Here is a 19,626-nt window from a genome sequence, read left to right as displayed (position 1 = left end):
TTTAGAGGATTTTTATAGAAAATCAAGCTTCAGCAGACCGGAGCCTTGTGCAAAAGAAGGGAATCCGTCTAGTGTGAGCGCCTGCTTCTTCAACAACGCTTTGATCTCGCTTGGGCTGAGGCCGGGTTTAAGCGCCAGCAGCAAAGCAGCTCCTCCCGTTACATGAGGTGAAGCCATGCTCGTTCCCGACACGGTCAAATAATTTCCATTCAGCCAGGTTGAACGAACATCCTCACCCGGCGCCGCAATTGCGATCCCGTTGCCTCTATTGCTGAAATTCGCAATCCGGTTTTCTCTTGTCGTTGCCGCAACGGCGATCGTCTCCGAGAAGGCGGCTGGTTCATCCAGCCGGAACGTATTTGGACCGGAATTGCCGGCAGAGGCAACGACGACAATGCCTTTTCGGACCGCTTTCTTAATCGCGTTATGAAGAGCTTCGCTCGAATCTCCTCTCTCTAAGCCAAAACTCATATTAATAATCGACATTTTGTTGCGGATACACCATTCGATCCCGTCGATAATATCGGATACATAACCAGCCCCCGCATAATCGAGAGCTTTAACGGCATACAGCTTCACTTTCGGTGCTACCCCTTTGCAGCCTCTGGCGCCGGTTGCCGCTGCGATGCCTGCTACATGCGTGCCATGGCCATTGTCATCGGCATAGCTGCGGCCGTCAACGGTATTGATTCCGCCGGCAATACGCAGGCTGGGATGCGGGGAAATGCCGGTATCAATGATCGCAATTTTCACGGAATCGCCGTCTGAGCGTTCCCATGCTTTATGCGCCTCGATCGCACATAAGTTCCATGGCACATCTGCCGGACAAGCATCCGACAGCACCGAGGCGCGAGTATTTCTTCGAGCGCTGTGCTTACTTGCCGATTTTAACCGCGGTGTACGGGCCGGTCTGGACTTTCCTGATGCTGATGCTGTTGCAGGGCGAGTTGGCTGAATGGCATGTGTTCTTATTTTTTGATCCGGTTCGATCAGTTTGACGCTGGGATGCTGTTTTAGCTTCTCCCATGACAGCCGGCTGTCGAAGAGACAGCCAATAAGTCTGCTTCCGGGAATACGTTTAAAAGGCCGAATGCCGCTCAGCCTCAAATGCCGGATACAGCGTTTATAGGAATTACCCGTCTTAAAAGCGATAAGCTTACGAACAGTATACTTTGAGGGAGCTCTCCTGGAGTGAATGGTGAGCAGTTGTTCAAGTCTGGGCATTGAAGGGAACCTCCTTGTCATTGTCCGCATTAGTTTCAGATTATGAACGGAGGCAACCGGACGGCAGGGGTATACGTCCAAATGCACATAATTTGCATGAAAATAAGACAGCATATGGGTGGCTGACGCCAATTGGAGAGCATCGGATTCTGCTTTATTTACATGCAGAATGGACATTCAGATAGAACGAATCATAAATCATATTAAGACCACTACGGAAGGCGGGTCAGATTATGAAAATCGGGATACCCAAAGAAATTAAAGCGAGCGAGTACCGCGTCGCCTTGACGCCGGCAGGTGTTACGATGCTGACGGCCGCAGGCCACGAAGTGCTCGTGGAGACGGGAGCCGGCGAAGGAAGCGGCTTTGAGGACCGGGACTATGAACGGGAAGGAGCAGTCATCCAAGCGACAGCTTCGGAGGTATGGGCGCAGGCCGATATGATTATGAAGGTGAAGGAGCCGCTTGCTGCTGAATTTGGCTATTTTCGCGCAGGTCTTCTATTGTTCACCTATCTTCACCTGGCGGCAGCTCCGGATTTGACGCGGGCGCTTGCCGACAAGCAGGTGACGGCGATTGCTTATGAGACGATTCAGCTGGCGAACGGGAGCTTGCCGCTGCTTACGCCGATGAGTGAAGTGGCGGGCCGGATGTCGGTTCAGGTCGGTTCGCAGTTTCTTGAGGCGTTCAACGGAGGGCGAGGCGTTCTGCTTGGCGGCGTACCGGGTGTGCCTCCCGCAGATGTTGTCATTGTCGGTGGCGGTGTCGTAGGTACGAACGCAGCTAAAATCGCTATGGGCATGGGTGCTAATGTTGTCATTTTGGAGAAGAGTGCTGATCGGATGCGTTATTTGGATGATATTTTCGGCGGCAGAATCAAAACGGTGATGTCAAGCCCTTATCATATAGCGGAAGCGGTCAGCAGAGCGGACTTGCTGATAGGGGCCGTGCTCATTCCGGGCGCCAAAGCGCCTCATCTCGTCACGGATCAAATGGTGCAGGGAATGAAGAAGGGCGCTGTTATTGTCGACGTAGCTGTTGACCAGGGAGGTTCAATCGCAACGGTCGACCGGCCGACGACGCATACCGATCCGATCTATATTAAGCATGGCGTTATTCATTACGCTGTAGCCAATATACCGGGTGCTGTTCCGCGCACATCGACGTTTGCCTTGACGAATGCCACGATTCCTTATGCGCTGGATCTTGCTAACCGCGGCTGGGAGGCTGTAAAGGGCAGCGTGCCGCTGCAGAAAGGCGTTAACACGCATGCAGGGGCTGTCACCCATGAGCAGGTTGCCGCCTCGACGGGGATGGCCTATACGCCGCTGGAGCGCTGGCTGGATGCGATTGCTTACGACCGGCTGGAGCCATAGTTCGAACATAATGCGGCTCCCTTTTTCATATGGTGGTACGGACGAGCATTTTTTTTCAACCGTACAATGGAAAGGGGAGCTGCCGATTATGGTGCTGTCGCTTCGCAAATGGGTTAGCCGCATAGTATTCGCTATCATCTTCTCGATGCTGCTTATACTTGCAACCGGCGGATACAGCTGGCTTGTAGATGTGATATCGCCGGTGCATCCGTATCATAAGCCGAAGGGCGCTGCAATGAAAGTGTTTCAAGCCGATCCGACGATTCCGGGCAACGGAAGCTTAGCGGACCGGCTTCGCTGGTTTTATTGGTATGGAGAATAACGGGCGGCATCCGGTTCTTAGAAAGCAGGATTTGCACGGTTTGGCGTGGAATATATGGATAGCATTTTTTATAAGCCATAGGAACGCCGATGAAAGGAATTGCCATTGCAATGGAAGATTATGTACAGTCGTTTATTCGGCATTTAGCGGTGGAACGGTCACTGTCGCCAAGCACGCTTGAATCATATGGACGTGATTTGAGCGGCTTGGTGGACTACTTGTCAGAGTTTGACGTTAGCCGTCCGGCTGATGTGCAGCGGCATCATCTGTCTCATTATATGCTGCAGTTAAAGGAGACCGGCCGCAAAGCGGCTACTCTGACGAGACATATCGTATCGATCCGTGCTTTTTTTCATTATTTGGCGCTGGAAGGCGTCATTGCGCATAACCCTGCGATTTATTTGGAGTCGCCCAAGCAGGAGAAGAAAGCGCCTAGCGTGCTATCGGTAGAAGCGGCTGGCCTGCTCCTGGACGCACCTCAGCCGGTAACGACGGCGGGCATTCGGGACAAGGCGATGCTGGAGCTGCTGTACGCAACAGGCATTCGGGTGACGGAATTAATTATGCTGAACCTCGACAGCGTCAATCTTCAGCTCAATATTATCCGGTGCGTGGGAAGCGGGATGAAGGAGCGGATTATTCCGTTCGGCCGCATGGCGAAGGATGCGCTTGAGCACTATTTGGAAGCTTCAAGGAGCGAATTGCTTAAGAGGTCGCCCGGCGAGGAAGCGCTGTTTCTTAATGTGCTGGGAACGAGAATGACGCGGCAGGGCTTTTGGAAAATGATCAAAAAGTATGCAAAAGCAGCAGGAATCGTAGAAGATATTACGCCGCATACGCTGCGTCATTCCTTTGCCGCGCATCTGCTGGAGAACGGGGCTGATCTGCGCGCTGTTCAAGAGCTGCTTGGTCATGCGGACATATCGACTACTCAAAGATATACCCGGCTTGCAAAGGTACGGATGAAGGATGCCTATACGCAGGCGCATCCGCGCGCTTAATTTGCTGTCAGGCATTAGGATTGTTATACATACATAGCGGGAAGGGAAGTAGCTATGCCAATGAAATTTGACCGTATCGCAGTAATTGTACTGGACAGCGTAGGCATCGGGGAGCTTCCGGATGCAGAGTCTTTCGGAGACAAGGGCTCCCATACGCTTGGACATATCGTAGAGCGCGTTCCTGCAATTCAGCTTCCGAATTTGCGCCGCTGGGGGCTGGACCGGATCGCTCCAATCAGCGGGTGGGAGCCTGCTCAGGGAGAAGCGGATGCTTATTACGGCAAAATGGCGGAGGTGTCCGTCGGCAAGGACACGATGACCGGCCATTGGGAGCTGATGGGCCTGAAGCTGACGGTGCCGTTTCAGACTTTCCCCGGAGGCTTTCCTGAGGAGCTTATCGCTGCTTTCGAGGAGCGTACGGGGCGTAAGGTGATCGGCAACAAGCCGGCAAGCGGGACGGAAATATTGGACGAGCTTGGCGCACAGCAGATGGAGAGCGGCGATTGGATCGTGTATACGTCTGCGGATAGCGTTTTTCAAATTGCGGCGCATGAAGATATCATCCCGCTTGAGGAGCTGTACCGTGCCTGCGAGATCGCCAGAGAGCTGACGCTGGATGAACGCTATGCCGTCGGACGCGTCATTGCCCGCCCTTATATCGGAGCGCCAGGCGCTTTCCAGCGGACGCCAAACCGACATGATTATGCCGTAAAGCCGCCTGAGCCAACCGTCTTGAACGCATTGCAGGACGGCGGTTATGCAACGATTGCTGTCGGCAAAATCAATGATATTTTTGACTGTGAGGGCATCGGGGCGGCGACGCCGACCAAAAGCAATGCCGACGGCATCGCCAAAACGCTGGACGCGCTCGACAAACCGTTCAAAGGGCTGCTGTTTACGAACCTGGTCGACTTCGACTCGCTATATGGACACCGCCGTGATCCGGAAGGCTACGCTAGAGCGTTGGAGCAATTCGACCTTGCGCTGCCGGAGCTGGAGAAGCGAATCGGGGAGCGTGATCTGCTGATCGTGACGGCCGACCATGGCAATGATCCCGTTCATCCGGGAACCGATCATACCCGTGAATATGTGCCTCTGCTGCTCTATAGTCCGTCATTCAGCCAACGCGGGCAACTGCAGACGAGAGCGACCTTTTCAGATTTGGGCGCCACAATTGCTGACAATTTCGGCGTACAAGCTCCGCCTAACGGAACAAGCTTTCTGGATCTGTTGATTACGGATACGAATACGGAATGAGGACTGAAATTTACAGAAAATTGGGAATAGAGAGGTAGAGGTGAATGCGATGCAGCCATTGACAGCAGTGCAAATTAAGGAGGCGGCAGCCTATATTGCCGGCCTTACTCCGCTTAAGCCGGACATTGGCCTCATTATGGGCTCAGGTCTCGGCGTTCTTGGTGATCATTTGGAGGATGCTGTCGTCATCCCTTACGAGAGCATTCCGCATTTTCCGGTATCAACTGTTGAGGGTCATACAGGAGAGCTGCTAGTGGGAAGCTTGTCGGGACGGCCCGTTGTGCTTATGCGCGGACGATTTCACATGTACGAGGGTTATGGGCCTGAGCTGACGGCTTTTCCGGTTCGGGTGATGAAATCTCTTGGTGCGAAGGCGCTGCTGGTAACGAATGCCGCAGGCGGCGTTAATACGAGCTTCGAGCCAGGCGACTTGATGGTCATTTCCGATCATCTGAACCTGACAGGCAAAAACCCGCTCGTTGGTCCTAACGACGATGAGCTCGGCGTACGATTCCCGGATATGTCGGAGGCCTACAGCAAACGATTGCGTTCGGCAGCGCGGGAGATTGCGGCAACGCAGGGTCTAACGCTGCGGGAGGGTGTATATGCCGGTCTGCTTGGGCCTAACTATGAGACGCCGGCCGAGATCCGGATGCTGCGTATACTGGGCGCGGATGCGGTCGGAATGTCGACGGTTGCTGAGGTTCTCGCCGCCAGACATACGGGTCTTGAGGTGCTCGGCATCTCCTGTATAAGCAATATGGCAGCAGGTATTTTGGACCAGCCCTTGTCGCATGACGAGGTAATGGAGACGACTGAACGTGTGAAATCGCAGTTTTTAGCGCTTGTTAAAGCCATAATCCCTCGATTTTAAGATTTTGTAACACAATTGTAATATTTGCCTCGACTTATTGTGACAGTTTTTGTGATGGCGCTCGTCGTATAATGTCCATGATTACAGAACGATGGAGTGAAGTGGACATGGACAAGCAATTGCTCTTCGAAATGGAGAAATTGCGCGGAAAAATGGTGGAAACGGCGTTATTGAAGCAAAATTTGCTGAATCGTGAGGTGCTTCTGCTAAGCCAATCTTTGGACAAGCTCATTGTCCGGGCGCAAGTAGAGCAGCGGGAATTGGCAAAAATGAGATGAGACTTGACTTCAAGTTCTGCGGACGGGAGAGAATGACCGGGGCTATTGCAAAGGCGATTTTCCTGATTAACCAGATGTCGGTCTGGGCGATGGCCGTTCTCATTCGCTGTAGGTAGGAGGGTATGATTACTCTGCTGAATCTCTAGGCGGATTAAGAGTTCCGATTCAGCTCTTAATCCAAATCAGAATTTATCTGTTTTATCTAAACTTATTATGTAAATTTACTCAAATATGCCTTATACAAAATGGCGAATTTGAGTTTATTGATAGGTGTTGATAAAATATTTGCAATAATATTTGGAATTTGAACAACTAGACAGCTGCAAAGGGTGTGAAAAGCTTGAGAATGATTGATTTAATTCAAAAGAAGAAAGATGGACAAACGTTAACTTTTGATGAAATCCAATTCTTCGTTAATGGCTATGTGTCAGGTGAAATACCCGACTATCAGATGTCTGCGATGTTAATGGCAATATGCTTTAATGATTTATCTGCTGATGAATCTTATTATCTAACGAAGGCTATGGTGGAATCAGGAGAAACAGTTGATTTGTCCGAAGTAAAGGGTGTTAAGGTTGATAAACATTCCACCGGCGGAGTGGGGGATAAAGTATCCCTTATCATTGCTCCGATAATTGCTTGCTTTGATGTTTCTATGGCTAAGATGTCCGGCAGAGGCCTGGGCAGCACCGGAGGAACCATCGACAAGTTGGAATCCATTCCAAATTTTAAGGTTGAACTATCCAGAGAAGATTTTATTTCGGTAATCAATCGGATAGGATTTTCAATAATCGGCCAATCGGGAAATATTGTTCCGGCAGATAAGAAATTGTATGAGCTGCGGGATGTTACTGCAACGGTTGATTCGATACCATTAATCTCTAGCTCAATTATAAGTAAAAAAATAGCGTCGGGTGCGGATGCTATTTTACTTGATGTTAAGTTCGGCAGCGGGGCGTTCATGAAAGATGTTGATTCAGCGCGATTGCTGGCAGACTCAATGATCAAGATCGGAACGAAATTCGGCAAAAAGTTCATGGCAGTGCTTACAGATATGAATCAGCCATTAGGACGTATGATCGGAAATTCGCTTGAGATTTATGAAAGCATGGAAATATTAAGCGGTGAGGGTGACACTCGATTAAGAGAGTTTTGTGTGGACATTGCTGCTCATTTATTGGTTCTTGCCAATAGTTATCTGAACTATGATGATGCGGTTGCAGCGATTAATAAAGTGATTAGCCAAGGGCTTGCCTACAATAAATTTATTGAATTTATAAAGGCCCACGGCGGTAATTCGGAAGTTTTGCAAGATAAGAAGTGGTTTTTTGAGTCGGGTGACAAAATAGAGGTACTCGCGCAGCAAGAAGGATATCTTGCGTCAATTGACGCAAGCATTATTGGCCAAGCGGCAATGCAGGCAGGAGCAGGCCGGAATAAAAAAGGCGATCAAATTGATTATAAGGCTGGCATCGAGTTGAAGAGGACAGTTGGCGACAAAGTAGCTGCAGGAGATGTTTTATGTCAGGTGTATACGAATAAAAAGAGAGAAGACATTAACATTGAATATTTAGAATCTGCATTCATACTGTCAGCAGATGACGTTGGCAAGCCTGACTTAATTTTTGACGTTATTAAATAATCGGGTAATGAGACCTGATTATCAAACGTATTAGACCGATGAGCAGGAATGAAAAATCTCCCTCAAGCATTTAATTCTTATTTGTAACTAGGATGACATTTTGCTTGAGGGAGGAGAAAACTTATTTTGGATGACAATTTTAGATTAATTTTTTACGGTAGAGTACGGTTAGCAAGCGATAGAAATCTTCCGAGCCTTTGTTAGGTGTGTCGATAATTTTTGCGTTAACAGCTGATTCGACAGCTAATTCAGCCCAAGAAGGGATAGGCATCTCATGCTTATCATTCAATTTTGACACTTGATCGATTAAATTATTTAGTACCTTGGCTTGTGCGGTTACAAGCGCTTTTACAGCCTCAAACTCCTTTTTTTCCTCGCTGGTCATTGATTGATCTGCCTCCGTTTTAGTTTTGTCACATTCTCTAATTTTAGGTATAAAGTTTTTTTGTGCATCAAGCACCGTATTCCCGCCAAAGAATTGAGTTCCAGGACATGATTTTGCAGAAATTCCAGACAGCTTCTTTCCTGAAACAAAATCATATACTCTAGTTCCGTCTGTAGAGTACCAGTGATGGTAAACGACGTGAGCGGTATCAATGGGCAAGTTGAATTTTATGCATAACAGATAATTTAGCTGTAGAATAGCCTCTGAATGCTGATCATTCATAATGTCTCCATTGGCATCAAAGTTACCAAAGTGTTCAATGCAAATACCTTGTGAATTCGCACCTTTAATTCCAGCCGGCGCTGTATTGAATGGTCTCTTTATTGAGTAAGCAATTGTACCGTCAGGGAACGTGGTAAGATTTTGGGCGATGTCGGTAAAACTTCGTTCTTTCATATGAAACGACCTCATGGATTCAAGCCGTTCGAAATGGTTTCTTCCATTGAAGTTAGAGTAATCCGGTTTCCAGGTGTGGTGGTTCTGGATCCATTGAATGGTTCTAGACACTTTCTCATGCTGCAGCCAATTATCGAATTCCACATGGTTTTGAAATAAGATGAAATTTTCGTTTGATTGCATTTGTTCGCTCCGTTTCTATACAGCAATGCCTTTATGTATTTTCGTTATTTTGATCCTTATTTTCTAATGCTTTGCCTTTGAAAATAGAGATTTTATCTTTAATGACATCGGGCATAGGAAGCCCCAGACGTGCATAATTTTCAGTTAACGAAATGACCTCATTTGCTACCCAAAACCAGATCGAGCCGATCATGACTCCGTTCATGCTTAAGGCTAGATCGATATGATGGGCAATCAGAATCGACAGCAGCATTAAGCCTTTTTTCATTAAGCCCCAAAAGGACAGTGCACTTTTAATCCCTTTTTGCTCTTTCAAACTTGCTAAAATACCGGTAATGTAATCCGCACCAATAAGAATACAAAATAGCGTAAACAATGGGCTCCACCCTCCAAATAACTGCGCAATATAGCCTCCTATTAATGCTATGGAGCCGTACACACTTAACTCTTTTATTGTCAAAAATCTAATATAGGTATTTACTTCATACATAGATATAGCTAGCTTAATATTTGACCAAATCAAAAAATATCACTCTCCGTTTTATTAAAAAAGAGCGTCTTATCGACGCTCCTACATGATATAAACATAACCGCCTGCAAGATTATCTCCGCCTACAGTGATAGTGCCGTTAATCTCTTTAATATATTTCGCTCTAACTTTCATGGTGGCGATTCGATCATCTTGACCATATGCAGGAATGACAATTCTACTCCTGAGATAGCCGGAAAGAACCTTCATTTGGGATGGAATGTGGTCAGCATAGACGATATCTATCTGCCCAGGCAGGTTTTTTCTTTCCGGAATGGTAATATGACCGTCCATATGATCCGTTTGTTTTACATGGAGGCTGCCATTCACATGACGTGAATAGGATACGATAAGACTTCCAATTACATCAGGTCTGTTGATATGAATAGAAGAGTTTAAATGTTTATGTAATTTAGGCTGAATGGATCCCGTGATGGAACTGCTGTCTTTTTGCCTAATAATGATACTAGATTTTACTAAGGTTTTGTTTATTGTGATTTTTGAGTTTAATTGCCTATAATCCTTGCTCCATACTCTTACATGAATCTGCGAAGGGATTGAACTATTAGAAGGTATTCTAATTTTACCGATTTGGTCTCTTGCATTAACGATAATTTTGCCAATCCGATTATCGCTTGGTAAATACCCCCCCTTCACCCTCACACTAAGTGTTGATGGAAGTGCAGAATCTTCTTTCTGTCTAATCGAGATTCTCGATGGTAGACTCGGTTTGTTAATAATGATCGATTCTTCAAGCATCCAATTCAAGTTTCTGACATGGATGCGAGAATCTAAATCGCTACTAGAGTTATATTGAGGGATATTGATTGTACCTTTAATCGTTGAACTGCCTACAGCTTTAACGAAAATTGCAGAATTGATATCGCTTCTGCCAAAGCTGTATATAATGTCAAGCTTATATGTAATCTCGAGTAGAGGTTTGTTGACAGGGCTCTCTCGAGTCGAAAACTGTTCGCTTTGACCATAGTTTTCATTCATTGCTTTTATAATAAAGCCGTTGTTGCTTTCATTGTTACTATACCAGTCTAGAACTCTGTCCGTAACATCGAAGCTGGCATACCCAATTTCCCCTATACGCGAAATCGAAACAATATCTTTTATTGCAGGCTGATTAGCCCAGGTCACACCATATTCATCCCAGGGGGTAGACGAAGTGAACACACCAACTTGATGAACACCGGAATTAACACGATTGTTATAGAGCTTTAAGGCGGCATGTTTAATTTTCGCATTGGGAGGAATCTGAGAGATGTCGAATTGAACAAGCGATCTGAATTTTTCATCATTCTGTATGGAATAACCGACTACCATGGACTGTTCTGTGCCATAGTTTAGAGTTGCAATGTTGCTCCTGATAAATGCATCTTTTTTCGCATCCAGCTCCATATGGTAGGTAGGAGGTTCGATGACGGTTACCTTAGCACTCATTTTATTTTTCGGGCTTATTGAGATCGTGCTTGAAACATCTTTCCGAAAAGGAATACGTATTGATCCTCTTTTCTGATTACCCAATGTTGGGGGATAGGATGGATTAATAACGATCTGATCACTATAGACTACTAATTTACTTGTCAGATCTATATAATTAGCAACTGTAATTGTTGATCGAATCTCACTCATGCCTAATCCGATAATTCGAACTTTACCTGACATCCGGTTGCTAAGCGGAATGAAAATTTTATCTGACACATTTTCTATATCATTCAAGAATATACCTCCAGTTTCATTGTATTGAAACCTTAAACAGGATCAGCTTCCACTTTAATATCGAACGTACCATCGCCAACTGCAGTCTCTTTCACATTTAATCGAACATAGAACTCAAGCTTGTCATCAAACACTAATGGTTGATCATAGGTAAGTGACTGCTTAGCTATAAATGGATTGTTTGATTTGCTAATTTCCACATTCACATCGCTGATATTATTATCTACAAGTAATTTAATATTTTTAACGTCAAAAGGATATGTGTTAGTTAAAATAACTTTTAAATCCAGAGACGCTTGTCCAGCAATTAGTGTACCAAAATCAAGATACTTCAGGATTTCTCCGATGGAGGTTGAGTAATATTGTTGAGACGTGTCCATGAACATGAGTCCGGAATATTTCTCGTCTAATTGATTGTAATTGATCGTTAATGCAGACAGAGTTGGTGTTTCTCTGCTTGTTGTTGCTATTGCATATAGTTTGGTTAATGATGCAATATCATCTATATCAAATTGAGACATGTAGTAAGCAATTCGAAAAGTTTGATTCGGAAATAAACTTTTAAATTCTTCTGCAGTCAGCAACGATAGAGTAGAAGGTGAGGCACCATATTTTTTTACATTATCAATATTTAAAGTTTGGATTGGATTTATCGTATATTTACCTTCTTCTTGGTAATGCTTAATCGTATTCCAGGTGAGGCCCTTGTCATAACTAAAAACAAATTTAACTACACCTGGGTTAGACATAGATGACATTAAATGAAAACTTTTGGGTAGTATGGACAGATTAACATCATGTAATGGAATAATTAATTGTGGTTTTGGCACAGCGTCTATAGATATTGTCTTGCTAGCTTGGGTATTATCTTGTCCCCATATTAATAGGGTAGGATCATTTAATTCATCTATTGGAGAATAGTTCGCTTTTAGCTGCATAGTTGCGGAAGTCTGGATAGGGTTATCCGAATAGTAAAGAACATCAATATCTTGACCAAATGAATCATATAATGTAAATGGATCAGTTTTTATTGAGTATGTAAGATATTTTGTAGTTTTATCGTAAAGATATGAATAAATATCAATACTCCCGTGTAGTTTTTCCCATGCACTTTCCGGTATCTCTTCTAAATCCTCTATATGCATTCCATTTCTATAGTCCTCGGCTGTAGGCTCGGAACCCGTTACAGTATGCCAGTTGTTTGATGAAAACTTTTTATAAACACCTTCATGTTTAATAAAGGCAGTGCCAATTAGACCTTGAAACAGTTCCATTTCGCTGATGTTTAAGTAATTTCCGCCATTAACATTAATAACATTCAATCTATACTTTAAAAATTTTTTCTTATTGTCAAAATCAAAAAATTTCTTTTGTTGTGCACTAAAAGTTTGATTAACTTTAGTATCTAGAACAAACCAATTAACTCCATCATTACTGCCTTCAAATCTCCAGTCTTTTGGTGTTAAAGCAGGGAGAGTATGATGTGCTGTAATCGAATATCTGACAATAAGAATAGACACAGGAAACTCATATTCAATCCAACCAGACGTAACGGAATCATTCGTTGTCCAGCCAAATCCATCAGCCGTTACTCTGTCAAAACTCTTCCACGCAGGAAAGTCAGATTTAAAGGAGCTGCAGCGAACTTTCCCTGAAGGAGATTCATTTGAAGTCATCTGAGGAATAGCATTCTCAACTGAGATAATCATTTATTATTCCCTTCTTAATCGACCCTGAATAAGTATTCAGTTGATTACTATTTTTTTTATTGGAGTTTCATTTACATTAATTTGGTGCTGAAAAACAATTCCGGAATCTAATACATTGCTTTGGGATGAAACATATAATTTATTATTCATATATTCTCCGGGGAGCAGCGCAACATTATTCTGTAAACCCCAATCAAGAAAAGTGTTTTCTGTTAGGTCCTTCGTGTCTAGTTTAATAAATCTAAATAATCCTTCATATAATTCTAATAGTTTTATGGCTACACGGCCATTTGGAGTAGCAGTAACATTTAATCGATACGACTTATATTTTTTACTACTATTGATTACATATTCTTTTTTCTCTCCGCTAGTAAATATTATATTGCTCTTAGCGTCTATTACATCCCAGATTGAATTGTCATTTAAACCTTCAAAGGTCCACATTTTAGGTGATTCATTTGGGTTTGTATGTCCTGTAATAGAATATTTGCCTATAAAAATATTTTTGTCGAAATCATAAGATAACCAGCCTTGTGATGCAGTAGTAGAGGCCCATGCAGAAGTCTGAAGTCCGTCAAAGGCTTTCCATGGTTCATATCCTGACAAAAAACTGCTGGCATTTACTGATCCACTCGGCATTTTATTTGAAGTCATTATAGGTACTGCGTTATTTTTGTAGCTTGAATAAATCAACGAATAAAGTTCGTTTTCCTTTGTGGTGAATATAATTCTACTTTGTGCTCCGTATTGACTTCCATCATAGGAAAAATACCCCAATGGAATTTTATATACAAAAGGAGATGCTCCAAAGTTTATGGTGCAGATATCACTGCCTGATGATGAACCTCTCTCAATGGCAGGATAGAGGGTACCCATTGATTTAAGATCAGTATAGGCTACGCCTTGGCTGATTCCATTGTTCCAGAATTCAATTTTTCCGATATCTAAATCGATTAGCACGCTGACAGTACTACCTGCCAGAACGGGAGCCCCGTATGCTGATGTAGTTGGATACTTGTTTCCGTTGACATTAAAATAATAGCGTATATTATTTGTACTATAATTGTTTGCTGCCAATAATGCGCTGTTATTAGCCACACCCATAAGAAGAGAACTTTGAGTATTACATGTTATTTCCCAATAAAATTTACCTGTGGATCTGCCTAACGAGGCTCTTGCAAAAGAGTTTGCAACACCTGATGTACTATAAGTCAGGTTATTATTGGACAATGCAACAGCAGTCCCTTTATTAACTGTATCCCATGTTACCAAGGGCATACGAATTCACCTCCATATTTATGTTGTCATTCTAGTTTGTAATATTAATTCCCAGTAAATCGAAATATTTACTTAGATTAATGTTACCTTTAAAGACCTTACCAGAACCAAATATATCCCCACCAGCGCTGGATGCATTCATTGGAATACCTATAGTTGTCAGAGTTCGATTAATAACAGATAGTTCGATCCCATAAGTATCAAACATTTCTTTTGTGACCGGAATACTGCCAACATTTTGTAGCGTGTTGTTGTTGTACGTGAATAGTTGAGAACCTTCCATAAATAATGCCTTTTCATCATGTGCATATGGACGATATCCAGTTGGAACAGCATATTTAAAAGGCTTGTTCCCAAAATTCACATTCACTATTCCACCGCCACTACCAGAAGCAGCGGTTACAGAAGGAAATACTATTCCCATTGTTAACAAATCTGAAAATGCAATGCCAAAGCTTGTGTTATTTTTTAAAAACTCTATCGTTCCAATTTGTAAGTCAAGAAGAATTCCTATCGTGTCAGAAGTACCATAACTCGATCCATAGGGTTGGCCTGTAGGCCCACCCATTTTTAATCCACTGTAAGAATAGAAGCCCCTATGATTGGTTGAGGAAACTGTTGATGCTACGCCGGCGGCTAAATTAACTATACCAACCACAATATTAGTTAATGCACTAAAAGAAATTTCCCAATACCATTTGCCTGAATTTCTGCCAAGTGAAGCTCTTGCCGTATTATTATAGTTAGGAATACTTGCGGTCATATTATTATTAGTTAACGTTACTGAACTCCCTTTATTAACGTTATCCCATGTAACAATAGCCATTAGATCACCTCAATTTTGTTGACTTTAAAATAAGTACCTTTATTCAAATTTAATTGATACAACAAACCAGATTCATTCCACGTACTATCGTTATTCAAAGTTTTAATGAAATTTGTTTTTAATTGCAAATCTCCATTGAAAACAACAAAGGGATTAGGTTCATATTTGCTGCTATCGGCGGAGTAAAAGGTATTAAAGTCAATAGTGTCTTCCAAACCTATTCCATTAAATTCGATCTTAATTTTTATATATCTGGCTCTTGGAGATGTAGCATTTCCATTCGAATCTATTGGATACCACTCTGAAAAATCATAGATAGTTTGGGATGAAGAAGTAAATATAACCATAGAAGTATTTGGAGAAACATTTAAATCCAATTGAACTTTTGTAGTTCCAACCTGATATCTGCTTAAATCAATAATGTCTGATTCATAATGCCCATTGTCGATGTATTGCAATATTTTCTGTTCTTCAAAAAGTTCAAATTCGTAAATATATGCACCAACCCCACTACCTTGCACTACATCAGATATTAAAATTCGATAAGATAAATAGGCTTTGCGATTTTTGAAGCGAAAAGTCTTTTTCTCACTAATTCCCCATGTTGCTTCAGTAATCGAGTGTAAATCATCCCAGACTTGACTGTCGCTTGAGCCTTGAAGAATCCAATTTTTAGGAGGGATAAGTGTAGATGCTGCACCACTTCTGATACTGTATTGAACAATTACTTTTGGAGATGTAAAGGTATAGGCCAGCCAATGTGAACCACCCCAACCATCTGTTCTCCACAAACTATTGATATTGTTATCAAATGCTCTCCAGGGCTGGCTATTATTATCATAGGATGCATTTGCGCTTGCTATTCCATTTGGTGTTGTGTTAGAGGTCATTATAGGAACAGAGGTCTTGTCAGGTATAATATTTGCTTCTCCAACTACTTTCAGGGTCAGTTTTGAATCATCGAATACAGTATCAATATGCAGTCCTTTACTTAAATCCAATTTTTGGGATTTGTTTAATATGACAGCCATTATGTCACCTCCCAATTCAGTTCATAAGTCTCGTTGGCATTCATGGCTGCAGCAAGTTCAAAAATTTCTGCTCCATTTTTTTTGATCATAATAATGCCATTATTAAAAGCTCTATCAGCAACGAGGTGGAGATTAAGGTATATATTTCGTCCATATGGAACACCGCAGATAGCTTTAAAATAGAAATTGATATCATGTATATTTAACTGCTGTTTATAACCAAAATTGTATTGTGTGATTTGGGAATCAAGATTTCCTCTATTATCTGACGGGTTGAAGATAGCTTCTGCATTTTTGAACTGAATAATATCGTTGTAGGTTACCATAGGTTGTCCAGTCAGATTGTACTGTTTCCCCGTAGCATTGTCTTGATAGAGTATTTCAATTCTTCTACCAGCGATATTAAAAATACCTGACATCACATCAAAGTGCATATTCATGCCCATACCGATTAGACCAAATCGAAGCAGTTTAGTTCTATCAATATCTTGAAAGTTATTTTCATTCACACCATCATAGGAGATTTCAGGAAAGAAGGTCGCATCCTTATATTCGGCCAGCCAAATGAAATCCTGTGTATCTACAGGACTATTCAATAGCGAGTTATAGCTCATGTAAATTATCCTCCATTGTATTGAAGTTTAAATAAAGTAAGGACTAGCCAGGCTAGTCCTTGACCGTAGTAAGTTATACTTATTGGAAGGTATACGATAGCCGCAACAAGAAGTCCAGTTTGCCAGCCGTTGCTGTTACAGAGGGAATAGCATAAGCGGTAACCTTGGCAAAGTTGGAAGGAGAGTTTTCCATGACTCCGTCATTAATTGCGCCGCTAATGACGCCTGCAGGAGCTGAACCACCAGCCTTAACTGCCCTGGTAGCTGTTCCTCCAACTCCTGTAAAACCAATTTCAGACATTGTATCGACTCTTACTTTGATCCATTTTTCAGTGACTAGGTCTCCAGTATCGCCTCCGGCAATATCCTTAGTTGTGATTGTACAAGTTTCAGCATTTTTTACTGCTGTAGATCCGCCTCTGTTATTCCAAATTAAGAAAGTTTTCGAGGAAGATTGAGAGCCAGCGTCAACAGTACCAATATCCCAATTTTTAATACTGTCTGTATTCGTTTCATTCATCCAACTGATTTGCGGGTTTGCCATAATAAATTACCTCCGGTTATTTTATCGTTTTAATGTCTAATTGAACGGTTATTCCTTTGATGCTATTGTCGAATTGAGAGATGTTTATTCGAAACAAATCTCCTTTTGTACAGATTGTATCTTCGATTACTCCGCCAGACGAACTATGTTCACCAGCTGGAATGTTTATATTTGTTTTGAAAATATTGTCCCAGATCCCTGACGATACAAAGTCTTGTTCGGATATTTTTTCGATGGAAATTTCTGTTCTATCTAAGAGTCCTTTTTCTACACAATAGGCCTGTGCTTTTATGAGCTGACCGTCGAAGGGGATTTTTCCAAGTCCAATCGTTTGAACGCCTTGAGACAGTACTTTAGGTATGGAGAAAAACATGCTTCGCACAATAAAATTCTGATAGTCTTCTTTGTGGAGGAGGCCATCTGAAGTTTCCGAGGCAAAGGGAATTGTTCCTCCCAAATAGTTGCCTACCAGCTCCCACGTACCTGAATGACCACTGTAACGATAAATATCTCCCGTAGTATTAATTGTAACTTGCCAGCCATTCTCAGGCTCAGGATAGACTGTAGCCAGATCTTTATAGGTATCGACTGGATCTTTCCGGATTACGATCGCACTGTTTGCTGCTTCGATAGCTGCGATTGTCGCTTTCTCTGTTTTTTCAGTAGCTGCTTTGGCATTGTCGGTTGCAACATTGGAGTCAGTCGTTGCTTGTATAGCGTTTTGGATAACTTGGTTTACTTCAATTATTTTTAGATCCAAGTTATAGTTGATGCTTTGAAGTTCATTTATGTAGTCTTGTAGAGTAACTACAATATCGGGCTTTCTTTGAACCATTGCATAGATCCGTGAAGCAGGGTAGGAGATAAGCCCACGGCCATAATAGGAGCAAGCGAAGGTTTTGCCTTCATGACTAGGATGAAATTGAATACTCCCGTTCGAATAGTTCACCAAGAACTCATTATCATTTAAATGTACAAGGTTTCGATACCGGTCCATCGAGATCTCGGTAAGGCCATGGATTTGTACTTTATGAAGCTCCGAGGGAACCTCAAATAGAGTTATGACATTATTAATAACGGGAAGGGAGTCAGTTCTTTGTTTAAAAGGATCATCCGGAGTACCAGCTCGATGAACAATTAAGAGCGGATCATTGTACTCCAGAAAGGTTTGTAAGCTCGCCAAATATTTTTCACCTCCTTTAACTGTTGAAACTCAGTTTTGAATTTCCATTCGAGATTGTGGTCTCTGTTCCGAGCATCGTCCTTACTTGGGAACCAATTAGTGCAATAGGCTGCCCGTCAAGCTTGCCCTTTGAACTGCCAGTAATGATTTGACCTTCACCGCTGCCTGATGTTGCTCCTCTTGTTGTATATATAGTGTCATTTGTATTTGCTGGAATAGGGGGATATACAACCCAGGTTTCGATTGTTTTATCACCGACTTTAGCTATACCTGCTCCGTTAAGTTTCATATTGGAGGATGAAGCTTTCACTGTTCCAGTTATTTTTGCATCTCTTGGTGGTAACGGAGAAGGGGATGTCCAATAGTAAGAATCACATAATCCTGTTTCTTCATCATAATGACCACATTGCCTATACTGAACGTAGTATTCTACATGATTAGGTTTTATCGACTCCACAATAGTCGCTCCGTGCAAGGCTACTCCTGTCATTTAATCACCTCCAACTGGAATGAAATAAAATGTTTTATTCCAATTAATTTAGATAAGCTTAAATTGCGAACGCCATTGAACTTTTGCTGAACCATTGACTCTAAAGAGGTTAACACCGGCAGGCAACGACAAATAATGATCGTTAAAGTTTTTATAACGGTAGATCGTATTAATATCTGACTGAATATATTCTTTTTCATTATTTACATAGACGGTTTCATTGGCGATTAAGCCTTTGAACTCAAATACCTCACTGCTGTTACTTAAATTAGTTAATTTGAAGTCGCCATTTTCATTCATCGTAATCCAGATTTCAGGGCGGCAAGCGGTGTCGCCCTCGTTCACAAAAATAAGCACAGGTTCAAATTCCAATTTGATTTCCTTCAGCAAAGGCAAATCTAGCGGCTCAGTCGTTTGTACAAACGCCCGATATCGTAATAAGGCATTTCTTAATGGGAGCGTGGCAGTGATGTCTGGAACTTTGCCGCCGTTGTCAGCCTTTTTCCACTCCGACCAATCATTTCCTCCATTAAAGGATAGGGAGGTATAGATCGATACGGAGTGGTTCGGACTCACAGACTGCGACCAGGTGATGACTGATAGGGTGCCATCGCCCTCCAAGGACACCGGAATATTTTCCGATTGATAGTAGCCTTTCATTCCTGCCAGTTCAAGCCAGGTTGTCATGGATGCATC

General features: G+C 42.8%; 20 protein-coding genes. 7 read left to right on the top strand and 13 right to left on the bottom strand.

Going from position 1 to position 19,626, the window contains the following annotated elements; translation table 11 throughout:
- Positions 1-12: 12 nt before the first annotated feature.
- Complete coding sequence (locus ACFVVF_RS06740; protein ID WP_387806572.1) at positions 13-1,224, bottom strand: S8 family peptidase; 1,212 nt, start codon at positions 1,222-1,224, stop codon at positions 13-15.
- Positions 1,225-1,457: 233 nt separating this feature from the next.
- On the opposite strand from ACFVVF_RS06740, the gene ald reads away from it, so the two are divergent.
- From ald to ACFVVF_RS06705, 7 genes are all read left to right on the top strand, one after another.
- Entirely contained in the window at positions 1,458-2,600 is a 1,143-nt protein-coding gene (gene ald / locus ACFVVF_RS06735; RefSeq protein ID WP_387806570.1) for an alanine dehydrogenase, read from the top strand.
- Complete coding sequence (locus ACFVVF_RS06730) at positions 2,569-2,922, top strand: DUF4227 family protein (protein ID WP_387806568.1); 354 nt, start codon at positions 2,569-2,571, stop codon at positions 2,920-2,922. The genes ald and ACFVVF_RS06730 overlap by 32 nt, the downstream gene beginning before the upstream one ends.
- Before the next feature lie 110 nt (positions 2,923-3,032).
- Complete coding sequence (xerD, locus tag ACFVVF_RS06725; RefSeq protein ID WP_387808873.1) at positions 3,033-3,923, top strand: site-specific tyrosine recombinase XerD; 891 nt, start codon at positions 3,033-3,035, stop codon at positions 3,921-3,923.
- Between the two features lie 60 nt (positions 3,924-3,983).
- On the top strand, positions 3,984-5,180 hold the full coding sequence (gene deoB / locus ACFVVF_RS06720; RefSeq protein WP_387808870.1) for a phosphopentomutase: 1,197 nt from the start codon (positions 3,984-3,986) through the stop codon (positions 5,178-5,180).
- A 49-nt stretch (positions 5,181-5,229) separates the two neighbouring features.
- Positions 5,230-6,054: a purine-nucleoside phosphorylase gene (locus ACFVVF_RS06715; protein ID WP_387806566.1), complete on the top strand. Its 825-nt coding sequence runs from the start codon at positions 5,230-5,232 to the stop codon at positions 6,052-6,054.
- 71 nt (positions 6,055-6,125) lie between these two features.
- On the top strand, positions 6,126-6,332 hold the full coding sequence (locus ACFVVF_RS06710) for an aspartyl-phosphate phosphatase Spo0E family protein (RefSeq protein WP_387806565.1): 207 nt from the start codon (positions 6,126-6,128) through the stop codon (positions 6,330-6,332).
- Positions 6,333-6,678: 346 nt separating this feature from the next.
- Positions 6,679-7,974, top strand: coding sequence for a thymidine phosphorylase (locus ACFVVF_RS06705; protein WP_387806563.1), 1,296 nt, complete (start codon positions 6,679-6,681; stop codon positions 7,972-7,974).
- A gap of 139 nt (positions 7,975-8,113) precedes the next feature.
- Here ACFVVF_RS06705 and ACFVVF_RS06700 read toward each other — a convergent pair whose 3' ends face one another.
- The 12 genes from ACFVVF_RS06700 to ACFVVF_RS06645 form a co-directional block, all read right to left on the bottom strand.
- Positions 8,114-8,998 (bottom strand): peptidoglycan recognition protein family protein, encoded by an 885-nt coding sequence (locus tag ACFVVF_RS06700; protein ID WP_387806561.1) that lies wholly within the window; start codon positions 8,996-8,998, stop codon positions 8,114-8,116.
- A gap of 31 nt (positions 8,999-9,029) precedes the next feature.
- Complete coding sequence (locus ACFVVF_RS06695; protein WP_387806559.1) at positions 9,030-9,521, bottom strand: phage holin family protein; 492 nt, start codon at positions 9,519-9,521, stop codon at positions 9,030-9,032.
- Between the two features lie 48 nt (positions 9,522-9,569).
- Positions 9,570-11,255, bottom strand: a complete 1,686-nt coding sequence (locus ACFVVF_RS06690) for a DNRLRE domain-containing protein (RefSeq protein ID WP_387806558.1) — start codon at positions 11,253-11,255, stop codon at positions 9,570-9,572.
- Between the two features lie 32 nt (positions 11,256-11,287).
- Positions 11,288-12,964, bottom strand: a complete 1,677-nt coding sequence (locus ACFVVF_RS06685; RefSeq protein WP_387806557.1) for a hypothetical protein — start codon at positions 12,962-12,964, stop codon at positions 11,288-11,290.
- A gap of 36 nt (positions 12,965-13,000) precedes the next feature.
- Complete coding sequence (locus ACFVVF_RS06680) at positions 13,001-14,242, bottom strand: SPRY domain-containing protein (RefSeq protein ID WP_387806555.1); 1,242 nt, start codon at positions 14,240-14,242, stop codon at positions 13,001-13,003.
- A gap of 31 nt (positions 14,243-14,273) precedes the next feature.
- Positions 14,274-15,068: an SPRY domain-containing protein gene (locus tag ACFVVF_RS06675; protein ID WP_387806554.1), complete on the bottom strand. Its 795-nt coding sequence runs from the start codon at positions 15,066-15,068 to the stop codon at positions 14,274-14,276.
- A complete protein-coding gene (locus ACFVVF_RS06670; RefSeq protein WP_387806552.1) occupies positions 15,068-16,099 on the bottom strand; it encodes a galactose-binding domain-containing protein in 1,032 nt (343 codons plus the stop codon). Before ACFVVF_RS06670 ends, ACFVVF_RS06675 begins: the two co-directional genes overlap by 1 nt.
- Positions 16,099-16,713, bottom strand: coding sequence for a hypothetical protein (locus tag ACFVVF_RS06665; RefSeq protein ID WP_387806551.1), 615 nt, complete (start codon positions 16,711-16,713; stop codon positions 16,099-16,101). The genes ACFVVF_RS06670 and ACFVVF_RS06665 overlap by 1 nt, the downstream gene beginning before the upstream one ends.
- A 79-nt stretch (positions 16,714-16,792) precedes the next feature.
- Positions 16,793-17,257, bottom strand: coding sequence for a hypothetical protein (locus ACFVVF_RS06660; protein ID WP_387806549.1), 465 nt, complete (start codon positions 17,255-17,257; stop codon positions 16,793-16,795).
- Positions 17,258-17,273: 16 nt separating this feature from the next.
- The gene (locus ACFVVF_RS06655) at positions 17,274-18,440 is read right to left on the bottom strand and encodes a hypothetical protein (protein WP_387806548.1); all 1,167 of its coding nucleotides are present in this window, start codon (positions 18,438-18,440) and stop codon (positions 17,274-17,276) included.
- Positions 18,441-18,456: 16 nt separating this feature from the next.
- The gene (locus ACFVVF_RS06650) at positions 18,457-18,930 is read right to left on the bottom strand and encodes a PAAR domain-containing protein (protein WP_387806546.1); all 474 of its coding nucleotides are present in this window, start codon (positions 18,928-18,930) and stop codon (positions 18,457-18,459) included.
- 48 nt (positions 18,931-18,978) lie between these two features.
- The gene (locus ACFVVF_RS06645) at positions 18,979-19,617 is read right to left on the bottom strand and encodes a hypothetical protein (protein ID WP_387806545.1); all 639 of its coding nucleotides are present in this window, start codon (positions 19,615-19,617) and stop codon (positions 18,979-18,981) included.
- Between the last annotated feature and the right edge of the window lie 9 nt (positions 19,618-19,626).

The organism is Paenibacillus sp. NPDC058174, from assembly GCF_042883865.1.
Taxonomy (GTDB): Bacteria; Bacillota; Bacilli; order Paenibacillales; family Paenibacillaceae; genus Pristimantibacillus.
The sequence above is the reverse complement of the archived record's forward strand: the minus strand, read 5'-3'. Positions and strand labels throughout refer to the sequence as shown.